Here is a 13,972-nt window from a genome sequence, read left to right on the forward strand (position 1 = left end):
GCGCCGAGCGCGTGCTCGGAAGCAGCGGCCGGGGGAGCGTCGCCGCACAGGCGCCGGCGGCGCTCCCCTCGTACACATGGGGAGATGATCTGTAACTGAAGTGACCGATGTGACAACAGAGGCGACGGATTGTCGGCCTGCAGGGACGGTTCGCGGGCAGGACCCGTGACGGCGCGGAGGGACCGTGCTAGAAAGACCGGATGGAAGACCGTATTGCCCGACTTCGACGCATATCGCTGTGGTCACTGGCGCGAAGGAACGCGCGGAGCGTCGCGGGGCAGATACTCCTTCTCCAGGTGGCGCTGGTGGTGCTGCTCGTGGCATTCGCCGTCTTCGCCCTAGTCCTCCAGTCGCAGCGGCACACCAACGCCGAGGCCAAACGGCGCTCCATAGCCGTCGCCCAGACTTTCGCGCACTCCCCCGGCGTGCTGACCGCACTGCAGGCCCCGGATCCCTCGAAGGTCCTGCAGCCGCTGACCGAGGCGGGGCGCAAGTCCGCGGGCGTCGACTTCGTCGTGGTGATGGACACGAAAGGGATCCGCTACACCCATCCGCTGCCGGACCGGATCGGGAAGCAGTTCGTGGGAAAGATCCAGCCGTCGCTGGCGGGGAAGGTCTATACCGAAAGCGTGCACGGCCCCCTGGGCCGGGAAGTCCAGGCGACCGTGCCCATACGGAACGACCAGCAGCAGGTCGTGGCCCTCGTCTCCGCCGGGCTGAAGGTCAAGAACGTGACCAGTCTGGTGGACCGGCAGATTCCGATCATCCTGACCGCCGGGGCCGGCGCACTGGGCGCGGCCACCGCCGCCACCGTCCTGGTGGGACGGCGGTTGCGGCGCCAGACTCACAGTCTGGCTCCCAACGAGATGGCGCGCATGTACGAGCACCACGACGCGGTGCTGCACTCCGTGCGCGAAGGGGTGCTCATCGTCAACGTCGAGGGGCGCCTGCTGCTGGCGAACGACGAGGCCAGGCGACTGCTGGAACTGCCCTCGGACGCCGAGGGGAAGCCCGTGTCCCAGCTGTCGAGCCTGGAGCCTGAGATGGTGTCGTTGCTCAGCTCCGGCCGCGAGGCCACCGACGAGGTGCACCTGGCCGGGTCGCGGCTGCTGGCGGTCAACCAGAGGCCCACGGGGCGCGGCGGAGGCCCCAAGGGCACCGTGGTGACACTGCGCGACTCCACGGAGCTGCGGGCCGTGGCCGGCAGGGCCGAAATCACAGGTGAGCGGCTGAAGCTGCTCTACGACGCCGGGCTGGGCGTCGGCACCACCCTGGACGTGATCGAAACCGCCGACGAACTCGCCCGCATCGCCGTCCCCCGTTTCGCCGACTTCGTCACCGTGGACCTGGCCGACACCGTTCTGCACGGCGAGGAACCGTCGGCCACGGCGAAAGGTATGCGACGCGTCGCCGTATGCGGTATCCGCGACGACCAACCGCTCTACGAGAAGGGCCGGTTGATCGACTTTCTGCCGTCCACGCCCCAGGCACGCGGCTACGGCAGCGGCAGCTCGGAACTGGTGACCGACCTGTCCACCGCGACGGGCTGGCATCTGCAGGATCCGGAACGCACCGAGCAGATCGTGGACTACGGCATCCATTCGCTCATCGTGGCTCCGATCCAGGCCCGCGGTGTCGTGCTGGGCATGGTCAACTTCTGGCGCTCCAAGGAGCACGACCCCTTCGACGAGGAGGAGCTCGCGCTCGCGGAGGAGCTGGTGGCTCGTGCCGCGATCAGTATCGACAATGCCCGCCGGTACACGCGCGAGCACGCCCTGGCGGTCACCCTCCAGCGCAGCCTGCTGCCGCGAGCCCTGCCCGAGCAGAACGCCCTCGACATCGGCTACCGGTACCTCCCGGCCCAGTCGGGGGTGAGCGGGGACTGGTTCGATGTGATTCCGCTGCCGGGCGGCCGCGTGGCGCTGGTCGTCGGTGACGTGGTCGGACACGGCCTGCACGCCGCCGCGACCATGGGCCGGCTGCGGACCGCCGTGCACAACTTCTCCGCGCTCGATCTGCCGCCCGATGAGCTGCTGAGCCATCTGGACGACCTGGTCGGGCGTATCGACCAGGACGAGGCGTGCACGGACAGCCCCGCCGCCGTGGTGGGCGCCACCTGCCTGTACGCGGTGTACGACCCTGTGACGTGCCGCTGCACGGTGGCACGCGCGGGGCACCTGGCTCCCGCGCTGGTCGATCCTGACGGAGACGTCACGTTTCCCGACCTGCCGACGGGTCCGCCGCTGGGTCTGGGCGGCATGCCCTTCCAGGCCGCCGAGCTGGACATCGTCGAAGGCTCCCGGCTCGTCCTGTACACCGACGGTCTCATCGAGGACCGGACCCGTGACCTCGACGAAGGAATGGAACTCCTGCGCAAGGCCCTGGCGGGTCACCCCGAGCGCGCACCGGAGGAGAGCTGCCAGGCCGTGCTGGAATCGCTGCTGCCCGAGCGCCCCGCGGACGACGTGGCTCTGCTCATCGCCCGGACCCATGCGCTGCCGCCGGATCGGATCGCCGAGTGGAACGTGCCACCCGATCCGGCCGCCGTCGCCGGGGTGCGGGCCGCGGCGAGCGACAAGCTCGAAGAGTGGGGCCTGTCCGAACTCAGCTTCAGCACCGAACTGGTGCTGAGCGAGCTCGTCACCAACGCCGTCCGCTACGGTTGCGAGCCGATCCACTTGAGGCTGATCCACGACCGCGTGCTGATCTGCGAGGTGGCCGACGGCAGCAGCACCTCGCCCCATCTGCGGTACGCCGCGACGACCGACGAAGGTGGCCGGGGCCTGTTCCTGGTGTCGCAGTTGACCGAGCGCTGGGGAACCCGGTACACCCCCCAGGGCAAGGTGATCTGGGCCGAGCAGGCGCTGCCGGATCAGTGAAGGGCGGGGTGGTCGGGCAGTTCCACGGTGCTGCTGACCCTCTCGCCCAGCTTGAGCATGCCGTTCAGGAACATGGGGCGGGACAGCAGGGCATTGCGCAGGCGTATGCCGGTGGTGGTGGCGGGGGCGAGGAACTTCCCGGTACGGTCGCCGCCCGCCTGGCAGCCCGTGGCGTACTTCCGGAGCCGGCTCTCGTACCGGGTGAAGGCCGTCCCGTACTCGCCTTGGGCACGGGCGAGTTCGCCGGCCAGCACATAGGCGGCAACCACCGCGGTTCCCGTGCCCATACCGCCGATGGTGGCCCCGCAGGCGGCATCGCCGACAAGGCACACTCGTCCCGTGGACCAGGTGTCCACGTCGGCCCGGCTGATCGAGTCGAAGTACAGGTCGGGCGCGTCGTCAAGGGAGGCGAGCAGGCGGGGCACCTGCCAGCCGAGACCGGCGAAGGCGTCGGCGATCAACTTCTTCTGCTGTGCGAGGTCGTGCCGGTCGTAGGACAGCTCGGGCGCGGCGAAGAGGAAGAACGCCCCGGCCCGCGCCGAGTCCCGGTGGTCGACACCGACGGAGGCGAGCCGTCCCGGCACGTTGTAGCCGACCGAGCCCTGGTCGACACCCGGGTGGTTGTCGTTGGACAGTTGCCAGGTGGCGGCGTAGTAGCCGAGGTGGCTGACGTAGTTCTCCTCCGGCCCGAAGGCGAGCCGGCGGACGTTGGAGTGCAGGCCGTCCGCTCCGATCACCAGGTCGAAGTCGCGTGAGGCACCGCTTCGGAAGTCGACCCGCACGCCGGACGAGGTCTCCTCGAGTCCGGTGATCGAGTCGCCGAAGATGTACTCGGCGTAGGGGGCACTGTGCTCGTACAGCGTTCGGGCCAGGTCTCCGCGGAGGACCTCTATCGCGCCGCCTGCGAACTCGGCGGGCAGCCGCAGCAGCGTTCGGCCGCCTTCGTCGACGAAGCGCATCGGGCTGCCGCCGGTCTGGATGCGGCGCAGCTCAGGAAGCAGACCCATGCGCTCCAGCACGGTCAGGTGTGTCTCGCCGCGAAAATCGACGGCCTGACCGCCTCCGCGCAGCGCCGGGGCCAGCTCGACGACGGTGGGGCGGAAGCCGCGGCGTCCCAGCCAGTAGGCGAGCGCCGGGCCGGCGATGCTCGCGCCGGAGATGAGGACGGTCCTGTTCACGGGCTCCTCTTTCCAGAAACTGTGTCCACTGGACACTGACGATTACTGTGTACCATAGACACAGTTGGATGGGTTCGACAAGGCAGAACGGGAGGGGAGGGGAACGTGGGCGACGAGCACGCCGAGACGGTGCGACTCCTGTGGGGACCGCACCCCAAGCCCGCGCGGGGCCCCAGGCCGACACTCGACCTGGACCGCATCGCGCGGGCCGGCATCGAGATCGCGGACTCGGACGGATTGTCCGACGTCTCCATGCAGCGGGTCGCCGCGCAACTCGGCGTCACCAAGATGGCGCTGTACCGATACGTGCCGGGCAAGGCCGAGCTGGTCGCGCTCATGGTCGACGTCGCAATCGGCCCCTACCCGTCAGCGGAGCACGCGGGTGGCGGCTGGCGGGATCAGCTGGAGGACTGGGCCCGCCGGCTGATCACCGTCCTTCGCGAACACTCCTGGGCGCTGGAGGCCACCGTCGGGCCGCGGGTCATGGGGCCCGGGGAACTGTCCTGGCTGGAGCGGGCCGTCCGCGCACTGGACGGGACGGGGCTGACCGGTGCGGAGCGGATGGACGCGGCCGTCCTGCTGGTCGGTCACGCACGCGGCATCACCCAACAGGCCCGCGCGACCGGCTCCGCGGGCAACCCCGAGGCCCAACTCGGCGCCATCCTCGGCGACCTGATGCAGGCGCACGGCGAGCGATTCCCCGCGCTCGCTTCAGCCCTCACCTCGGCGGCCCGGTCCAACGGGCAGGATCAGGCATGGGAGTTCGGCCTGGAGCGCATCCTGGACGGCTTGGCCGTGCTCATCGACCGACGCGCTCGATGACGCCGTACGTCGACGCACGGGGAACCGCACCCGTCGACGGTGGTGTGGGCCGTGAGGAGCTGCGACTGGTCCCCGCCGGCCGACCGGCGCGGGGACCGGTCTCGCGCCGTGGCCCCGCACAACGGCGTGCGGAGCCGTGCCGACCGCGCTCGCCCACTCGGATGGATTCGTGCGTCCGGTGAGTGCAACGCCACTCGTGGTGGCCGTGGACGTGGTGCGGGCGGCGGAAGGCTGTGGCACATGTTCACCCCACATGTACGACCGGCGCGGCAGCGACACGGCAATCGCCGCCGCCGGTTCTTCCCGGCCCGGGCCGGGGCCGTCGCGGCGAGTGTCCTGGCGCTCGTCCTGACCCTCCCCGGCACCGCGGCCGCGGCCCCGGGCGGCCTGGACGCCACCTTCAGCGGTGACGGCAAGGTGCTCACCTCCATCGCCGCCGACGATCGCGCCAACGACCTGGCGGTCCAGCCGGACGGAAAGATCGTCTCTGTCGGCGCATCCGTCGACGAGTCGGTGGCGGAGAGCCGCTTCGCGCTGACCCGCCACCATCCCGACGGCACCCCGGACACCGACTTCGGCGGTGACGGCACGGTGACGACCGCCATCAACAACATGGGCCCGAGCCTCCAGTGGAGCGAGGCACACGCCGTGGCCCTCCAGGCCGACGGGAAAATCGTCGTCGTGGGCAGCAGTTGGCGGGAGTTCGAGGACTGCTGCTGGTTCGTGGTGGCCCGCTACAACCCCGACGGGACGCTGGACAACACCTTCAGCGGCGACGGCCGGGTCTTCGCCGACTTCGACGGGCCCACCGAGGCCCTCGATGTGGCCGTCGACCCAGTGGGCAGGATCGTCGCGGCAGGCTACAGCGGGGGTCGGATGGCGGTGCTCCGCCTCACGGGCAACGGCACCCCGGACACCACGTTCGGCGGCGACGGCACGGTGACCGCGAATCCGGCGGGGCCGGTCCTTCAGGAGGGCGGTGACGGACGTGCCCTGGCGTTGCAGCCCGACGGGAAGATCGTCGTCGGGGGCCAGGTCGGCTCGACCCGCTTCGACTTCGCGCTGATGCGCTTCAACGCCGACGGCGGCGTGGACACGAGCTTCGACGGCGACGGCATCGTCCGCACCGACTTCGGCGACTACGAGTCCGTGGAAGGGATCACGCTCCAGCCCGACGGCAAGATCGTCGCTGTCGGCGGCAGCGGAGGCAGGTTCGCCCTGGCCCGCTACCTGTCCAACGGCGCCCCGGACCCGACCTTCGACGGCAACGGCAGGGTGATCACCACCGGCGGCGCAGCGACGGACGTGGTGCTCCAGCCCAGTGACGGTCGTATCGTCGTCGCCGGAAGCAACGGACCCGGCGGCAATTTCGCCGTTCTGCGCTACAACCCCGACGGCGGCCAGGACACCGGCTTCGGCATCGGCGGTCTGGCGACCGCGGACTTCGGCGGCGGCGACACGGCCAATGGCGTGGCCCTCCAGAGGGACGGAAAGATCGTCGCCGCCGGCGGGGGCGGAGCGAACAACGACTTCGCCCTGGCCCGCTTCGAGGGCGGCGGCTCCCCTCCGGCACCCGCCGGCGTGGACCTGTCGGTGACGAAGTCCGGTCCCACCACGGTCAGCATCGGTGACCGGCCCACCTACACCGTGCGGGTCACCAACAACAGCACCACGACCTCCGCCACCAATGTCTCCCTGACCGACACACTCACCGGTGTCGCCGTCTCGGTCGTCTCGGCGACCACCGGTTCGGGCACCTGCACCACCACCGCCACCACCGCGAGCTGTTCCCTCGGCACCCTCGCCCCCGGGACCACCGCCACGGTGACGGTCGCCGCCGAACCACGCGCCACCGGCACCCTCACCGACCGGGCCACGGTCACGGCCGCACAGGCCGACCCCGGCTCCGGCAACAACACCGCGACCGCGACCACCACCGTCGACAACGCACGCGGCTGCACCCGCATCGGCACCAGCGGGAACGACACCATCACCGGTACCAGCGGCAACGACGTCATCTGTGCCCTCGGCGGCGACGACACCGTCAACGCGGGCAACGGCAACGACACCGTCCACGGCGGGTACGGCAACGACCGCATCGACGGCGGCTCCGGCAACGACACCCTCACCGCGGGCCCCGGCAACGACAATCTGATCGGCAACTCCGGCAGCGACAACCTCAACACCGTCGACAACGTATCCGGCAACGACACCGCCAACGGCGGCCTCAACACGGACACCTGCACCACGGACGCGGGCGACACCCGCCTCAGCTGCCCCTGACCGCACGACACCGGGCCCCGCACGACACCGTGCGGGGCCCGCGCGCATCCCAGCGTCTCCCCTACGTCCTGCCCCAGGGCCCGGCCGGGCGATAGGGTCCCGATGTGCGTTGATCTTCCAGGCGGCAGCCACGTGCGGCCGCGGACGGTGCGGGGCGCCCCATAGCGGGGACGCCCCCGCAGGCATACCCGTCATCACGCCACCGGAGCCCACACCATGACCGCTCAGCAGCCCCTCACCTACGACGCCTTCGTCGAACTCGCCACCGCCGACTCAGCCGTCGTCGGCCTCGTCCTCAAAGGGTCCCAAGCCCACGACGGCATGATCACCCCATACTCCGACCACGACCTGTACGTGGTCCTCGCCGATGACGCCAGGACCGGTCTCACCCGGTTCACCGGCCACCGCAGCGCCGAGCTCGACCTGGTCGTCGTCACGCTCACCGAGTTCCGTGGGGCCGGGATCCCCGACGGGGAACGCTGCGCCCTCGCCCGCGCCCGTATCGTGCTCGACCGGCTCGACGGAGGCATCGCCCGCATCCTCGCCGACCGGGGCCGCCTGGACCCCGACGAGGCGTTCCGGGACTCCGGCGAACGGCTCGACGCCTACGCCAACTCCCTCTACCGCTCCGTCAAGAACCACCGGGACGGCCATGCGCTTGCCGCTCGCCTCGACGCGGCCGACAGCATGCGGTTCCTGCTCGACCTGCTCTTCGCTCTCGACCGTCGTCCCCGCCCCTACAACAAGTATCTGGAGTGGGAACTCGCCCGGCACCCGCTGCCGGGCTGGGACTCCGACGTTCTGCTCCGTGCCGTGGACCGCATCTCGGCCACGGGTGACGTGACCCTGCAACGACACCTCTTCTCTCTCGTCGAGGCCTCGGCCCGAGAAGCCGGACACGGCGAAGTGCTGGACGCATGGGGCGACGACCTCGACCTCATGCGACCGCAGGAGCCAGACGCCGCCGACTCCCCGCTCTCCGACCTGGTGGTGCCGCCGAGCCCCAGGCCGCCGTCCCGGCCTTGAACCAACGGCCGAACGGACGAACGGACGGAGAATCGGACGGACGAGCGGACGGCCCACGGACTCACCAGGTCATGAGGCCGTGTGCGGGGACGGGAGCCCTCCTCGCCCTGTGACTCGGCTCGGTGCTCACTCTCCCGCACCCTCTCGGCAGGCGGGTCTCCCAGCCGGCGCCTATATGTGGACTGACGAACGCATCCCGTGACGCCGGCGCGGTCCGCACGGATGTGCCGGAGAGCAAGGAGTACCGAGATGGCAACCGAGGCCGTACGAACCGAGAGTCCCTGTGCCATGATGCGCCGCGCGGCACAGAGTGCCCGCAAGGAGATCAAACGCCGCAGAGACGAAAGCCTCCGCCTTCAAGGCGAAATCAGTCACCTCCAGGGCCGGCCCGACCCGGACCAGACCGCGATCGCAGCCCTCAAGCAGCGGCTGGAGGTCCTGAAGGCGCAGCTCACGGAGGACGAGTTGTCTCTCGATACCCTCGAACAGGTGATCACCGAGAACTGCTGACGGACCTACTGTCGTGGCTAGAGCGTCGAGGTGATGCGCGTCACCGTATGGGTGCTTCGGGTCGGGCATGCGTGATCATGATTGGATGGACGCTCGTTTCCTTGGCATCGCCGAGTTGGTCGAAGTCCCGTCCGTGGCGGTCGTGGTCGACGTCATGCGTGCTTTCACGGTGGCTGCCTGGGCCTTTGCCCAGGGGGCGGAAGAGATCGTTCTTGCAGGGTCGCTGGACGAAGCGCTGACGCTCAAGGCTCGCCACCCGGATTGGTTGGCGCTCAAGGACGGTCCGCCCGCACCCGGGTTCGACATCGTCAACTCCCCAGGCCTGCTGCGGTCCATTGACCTGAGCGGACGGACTGTTGTGCAGAAGACCACGGCGGGGACCGTCGGCGCTCTTGCGGTGAAGGAAGCGTCGCTGGTGCTGTGTGCCGGCTTCGTGGTGGCGGAGGCGACGGCTCGGCTCTTGCGGACACGTGAGTGCGACGGCGTCACGTTCGTGGTCACCGGCGAAGACGGCCACGCCGAGGAAGATCTGGCGTGCGCCCAGTACATCGCCGGGAGAGCCGACGGGGCCGGGACGGATGCGGCCGAGTTCCTCCGCCGCGCCGAAGAGTCGCGCGCCGCAGCCGAGCTGACAGAAGGTGTGCGTCAAGGAGTCCACCCTGATGACGTCGCGCTCTGTCTTGAGCTCGACCGGTTCCCCTTTGCCATGGTGGCGACCTTGGAGGACTCGCTCATGGTCCTCCGTCCGTGCGCCGTGCCGTCGTTGACGGTCGAGGCTTCGATCTGATCGCCCGCTGGCTCCGGCTGAGCGCGTCGATCGCTCGCTCGGACCGGGCCGACCGCTCCGTCACGGCTTGTGGATGGGAGCCGCACCGACCCATCGGTGATAGGCGTCTACGTCGACGTTGCTGCCGCACACGATGGTGACCACATGTCGGCCGGCGAAGCGGTCGCGGTCTTCGAGGATCGCCGCGATGCCGAGTGCGGCCGACGGTTCGACGACGAGGCCGGAATGGTCGAGGAGCATCCGCATACCGGCGGTGATCGACGCCTCCTGGACCAGGACGGCGTCGTCGGCGACCAGGAGGAGGTCGTCCAGGACGGCCGGGATGGGAAACCGGCCGGCGACGCCGTCGGCGATGGTGTCGGTCGAGTCGGTGGTGACGACGCGCCGCTCGCGCCACGAGTGTGTCATCGCCGGTGCGCCCAGCGGCTGTACGCAGATCACCTCCACCTCGGGCGCCAAGGCCTTCACCACGTGACCCACACCGGTGGCCAGCGCACCGCCGCCGAGTGCGATCAGGACGGCGTCGAACGACGGCGTGGTGTCGACCAGTTCCAGGCCGATGGTGGCCGCGCCCTCGCAGGTCTCGATGTCCAGGCTGTCTTCGAGCAGCCGGATGCCGTCGTGCCGCGCGATGGCGGCCGCCCGCTCGCGAGCCGTCTCGTGGTCGCCGTCCACCAGCTCCAGCCTGGCGCCCAGAGCGCGGATGCGGTCGAGCTTGGCCACGGTCGCGAAGCGGGATGCCACGACGGTGACGTCGAGCCCCCGGCCGCCGGCGGACCAGGCGAGGGCTTGACCGAGGTTGCCCGCGCTGGCGCACACCACGTCCCGCGAGCCGCTCTCGGCGAGTCGGCTCGCGACCAACTCGGTGCCTCGGGCTTTGAAGCTGCGCACCGGGTTCGCCGTTTCGAGCTTGATGCTCACCGTGCACCCGAGGCCGGGCTCCAGCGCCTCGCAGCGGTACAGCGGAGTGTCGAGGAAAACCGGGTCGATCACCCGGCGGGCCGCCCGGATCCGAGCGGTGTCGAGGCGTGTCTTCTGCACGACAAAGGAGCGTAGCGCGGGCAATGGCTCACATCCCATGGATCAACTGGGCAGTTCAGGCTGCCCGAGCCTCGGGGCCTTCGGCTTCGACCTGGAGAAGTCGAGGCCGCCGGCTGCCTCCCGCCGCCCGGAGGCTCATGCCGGTCGGTGTCTACGTCACCGCGTACAGGACGCCGTTCAAGCTGCTGATGTACACCACACCGTCGGCGAAGGCCGGTTTCGCGTACACGGGGCTGCCGGTGCGGAATTTCCACTGCTCTTTGCCGGTGCCTGCGTCCACGGCGTACAGGCTGCCGTCCCCGCTGCCCACGTAGGCCGTCCCGTCGACGACAGTCGGCGCGCCGACGAATGGGTCCGTGCCGATGCGGGATTTCCATTGCTGTTCGCCGGTGCCGGCGTCCACGGCGGACAAGTCGCCGTCCCCGCCGCCCACGTAGACCGTCCCCTCGACGACAGTCGGCGCGCTCACGTACTTTCCGGTGGCGAATTTCCACCGCCGCTTTCCGGTCGCGGCATCCAGCGCGTAGAGGTTGCTGTCCTCGCTGCTGACGTAGACCACGCCGTCGACGACCGCCGCGGCCGAGCTCAGCAAGCCGCGGGTGACGAACTTCCACCGCTGCCTGCCCGTGCCGGCATCCACCGCGTACACAGTGCCGCTCAGAGCGCAGGCAAAGACCAACCCGTCGGCAACGGTCGGCGATTCCTCGACCCGGCTGTTGGTGGTGAACTTCCACCGCTGCTCGCCGGTGACGGCGTCGACCGCGTACACGTAGCCGTCCTCGTAGTCGTTGCCGCCTCCGCCGAGGCGGATCGTGACGTCGCCCCCGCCGCCGACGTACACCACGCCGTCGACGACGGTCGCCGACGAGCTTCTGCTCTTGCCGGTGAGGAATTTCCACCGCTGCTTGCCGGTGCCCGCGTCCACCGCGTACAGGTTGCCGTCTTCACTGCCCACGTAGACCGTCCCGTCGGCGACGCTCGGCTCCGAACTCACGTCGGCACCGGTGGTGAACCTCCATCGCTGTACGCCGGTTTCGGTCTCCAGCGCGTACAGGTCGTCGGTGTCGCTGCCGATGTAGACGACGCCGTCGGCGACGATCGGCGAGGCGTACACGAGGCCGCCCGTGGCGAATCGCCACCGCTCCACGCCTGTTGGAGCGGCGGGAGTGGGCTTGGGGGATGCGCTCGGTCTTCGGCCGGCACCGGGCGGGGCCTCGGAGTCCTTGTCGGCGGAGCCGTCGTCGCTGAGCTTCCAGCCGGCGAACCCGAGTCCCGCGGCGGCGGCCCCGGCGAGGCCGAACAGGGCCCGACGACGGGTCGGGCCGGTCGGGAAGGCGGCGGGGCCTCCACCGGTTACGGCGTCCTGCGGGCTCTTGGGTGAGGGCTCGACCGCGGGTACCTCGGACTCGGGCGTCTCGGTCGGTGCCGGGGCCGGTACGGGAGCGGGGTCGGGGTCGGGGTCGGGGTCGGGTTGCTGAGCCGGTGCCGGTGCCGGTGCCGGTGCCGGTGCCGGTGCCGGTGGGATCGTGGGCCCGTGCGTGGTGGTGCGGGAGTGCAGGGTCGCGGCGACCGGTGCGGGGAGCCAGCCGGGCTGGGTGGGTGTGTGGGTGACGGCCTCCCCTGCGGCGGCCGCCCCGCCGGCCTCGGCCTCCTCCGCCACCTCGGCGGCCGCCTCCGCCAGTTGTTCCAGCAACGTCGCCACCGTCGGGCGCCGGTCGGGTTGCTTGGCCAGGCAGTGGGCCACGACGGACCGTAGGACGGGCGGGAGTTGGTGCAGGTCGGGTTCCTCGTAGACGACGCGGAAGCTCAGGGCATGTCCCGAGCCGGTCCCGAACGGCCCGGATCCCGTTGCGGTGAATGCCAGCACCGCCCCGAGGGAGAAGACATCGCTCGCGGGCCCGATCGGCTTGCCGGTCAGCTGCTCGGGGGACATGAACCCCGGCGTGCCCACCACCATGCCGGTCCGGGTCAAGGCGCTGGCCTCGTGAGCCACCGAGATGCCGAAATCGATCACCCTCGGTCCGTCGGCCGCGAGGAGGATGTTCGACGGTTTGAGGTCCCGGTGGACCACGTCGGCCGCGTGGATCGCCTCCAGCGCCTCGGCGAGGCCGGCGCCGAGCGCCAGTACCGGGCCCTGTGACCAGGGTCCGTGAACGGTCACCGCGTCGCCCAACGCGATACCCGGCACGTACGCCGTCGCGAGCCATGCCGGAGATCCGTCCGGGTCGGCGTCCACCACACCGGCGGTGAACACCCCGTTGACCCGTCGGGCGGCGGCCACCTCCCGGGCGAACCGGCGACGGAACTCGCCGTCCTCGGCCAGTTCGGAGCGCACCACCTTCACCGCCACCGCCCGGCCGCCGGGCGAGCGCCCCAGATACACGCGGCCCATGCCGCCCGCACCCAGCCGCGCCACGATCCGGTACCGCCCGACCAGCTCCGGATCCCCCGCTCCCAGCGCCTCGAACGGCTCCACCTACAACCCCCTGCCCCACCCCGTGCCCCGGATCCTGCCGAAGATCTCCCACATCATCCCGTACTCACCCCTCCCCCGCACTGCCCAGGTCGCCGTGCACCACCTCAGCCCCGCCCACCCCGACGCGATCCTCTGGCCATCTCGCCATCGGACGGGCCCGGTTCGGCGTGCCGTCACTTCCACACCGTGAAGTACTCGTGGGCAGGGAAGCTGAGTTCGAACACCATCCCGTGATCGCGGCGCAGATCGGCCACGCCGGTGGAGGCGGGCTCACGCAGACAGCGCCGAACCGGCCGGTCCTCAGGGGCGCAGGAACGCGGCTCTTCGATCGCCGCACGCGGACTCGCGGTGCGCACCTGGTCCCAGTCCAGCGTGACCGTACCCGCGCTGAACAGCTCTGTCGGTTCGCCGGTCCCCGGCCCTTGCGGGTCGCCCGACTTGCCCCGGTAGTAGTCGACGACCTTGCGCGCGTAGTGGAAGTCATGCGCGAAGGGGATGGGGGATCCGGTGCGGTCCCCCGCGGTGAGGACACCGTCGATGGTGTCGGCCACGCGGCGGGGTTCGGCACCGAAGTAGGCGGTGACGTACATCGTGCAGCGAATCTTGTACCGGTCGTCGCCGCTGGAGAAGAACCACTCCTTCGCCTGTCCGCCGACGCACACGTCTTCCACGGCGACCAGGCCGAGGGTGAGCGGGGTATCGGTGTCCCAGGTGGCGATGACGTCCCGGATGCCGGTCTCGGCCTCCTGCCGAGCCTTGACCGCTTCGGCGCCGGCGGCGAGTTCCCGGACCGTCTTCTCACTGGTCGCGCGCCCACAGGCGGCGAGGGAGAGGATGAGCACGACGCTCAGGGGTAGGAGCAGAACGCGGCGGATGCGGGATCCCCGCCGTCGGCGCAGCGTCGGCGAGCTCGGCCGGGTCCACGAGGTAATGGTCACGTGGGCCATGATTCGCAGTCTCCTGGACCGCG

10 protein-coding genes are annotated in these 13,972 nt (G+C 70.3%); 6 read left to right on the forward strand and 4 right to left on the reverse strand.

Translation table 11 applies throughout. From position 1 onward, the window contains the following. Positions 1-200: 200 nt before the first annotated feature. Entirely contained in the window at positions 201-2,879 is a 2,679-nt protein-coding gene (locus tag IE275_RS35620) for a SpoIIE family protein phosphatase (protein ID WP_229870938.1), read from the forward strand. Here the strand turns inward: IE275_RS35620 and IE275_RS35625 are convergent. Further along, complete coding sequence (locus IE275_RS35625) at positions 2,873-4,057, reverse strand: FAD-dependent monooxygenase (RefSeq protein ID WP_189716786.1); 1,185 nt, start codon at positions 4,055-4,057, stop codon at positions 2,873-2,875. The two genes, IE275_RS35620 and IE275_RS35625, sit on opposite strands and share 7 nt — an antisense overlap. Before the next feature lie 105 nt (positions 4,058-4,162). Here IE275_RS35625 and IE275_RS35630 point away from each other — a divergent pair, with 105 nt between their 5' ends. The 5 genes from IE275_RS35630 (at position 4,163) to IE275_RS35650 (ending at position 9,485) form a co-directional block, all read left to right on the forward strand. Next, positions 4,163-4,879: a TetR/AcrR family transcriptional regulator gene (locus IE275_RS35630; protein WP_189716787.1), complete on the forward strand. Its 717-nt coding sequence runs from the start codon at positions 4,163-4,165 to the stop codon at positions 4,877-4,879. Between the two features lie 240 nt (positions 4,880-5,119). Next, on the forward strand, positions 5,120-7,162 hold the full coding sequence (locus IE275_RS35635; protein WP_189716788.1) for a DUF11 domain-containing protein: 2,043 nt from the start codon (positions 5,120-5,122) through the stop codon (positions 7,160-7,162). A 216-nt stretch (positions 7,163-7,378) separates the two neighbouring features. Continuing rightward, positions 7,379-8,188 (forward strand): hypothetical protein, encoded by an 810-nt coding sequence (locus IE275_RS35640; protein ID WP_229870941.1) that lies wholly within the window; start codon positions 7,379-7,381, stop codon positions 8,186-8,188. A gap of 249 nt (positions 8,189-8,437) precedes the next feature. Next, entirely contained in the window at positions 8,438-8,698 is a 261-nt protein-coding gene (locus IE275_RS35645) for a hypothetical protein (RefSeq protein WP_189716789.1), read from the forward strand. A gap of 85 nt (positions 8,699-8,783) precedes the next feature. Then, on the forward strand, positions 8,784-9,485 hold the full coding sequence (locus IE275_RS35650) for a 2-phosphosulfolactate phosphatase (protein WP_189716790.1): 702 nt from the start codon (positions 8,784-8,786) through the stop codon (positions 9,483-9,485). A gap of 60 nt (positions 9,486-9,545) precedes the next feature. Here the strand turns inward: IE275_RS35650 and IE275_RS35655 are convergent, their stop codons facing one another. The 3 genes from IE275_RS35655 to IE275_RS35665 form a co-directional block, all read right to left on the reverse strand. Beyond that, the gene (locus IE275_RS35655) at positions 9,546-10,526 is read right to left on the reverse strand and encodes a threonine ammonia-lyase (RefSeq protein ID WP_189716791.1); all 981 of its coding nucleotides are present in this window, start codon (positions 10,524-10,526) and stop codon (positions 9,546-9,548) included. A 151-nt stretch (positions 10,527-10,677) separates the two neighbouring features. Then, positions 10,678-13,002, reverse strand: coding sequence for a serine/threonine-protein kinase (locus IE275_RS35660; protein ID WP_189716792.1), 2,325 nt, complete (start codon positions 13,000-13,002; stop codon positions 10,678-10,680). 173 nt (positions 13,003-13,175) lie between these two features. After that, entirely contained in the window at positions 13,176-13,940 is a 765-nt protein-coding gene (locus IE275_RS35665; RefSeq protein ID WP_189716793.1) for a hypothetical protein, read from the reverse strand. Positions 13,941-13,972 lie beyond the last annotated feature (32 nt).

Origin of the sequence: Streptomyces phaeofaciens (assembly GCF_014648915.1) — a bacterium.
Classification (GTDB): Bacteria; Actinomycetota; Actinomycetes; order Streptomycetales; family Streptomycetaceae; genus Streptomyces; species Streptomyces phaeofaciens.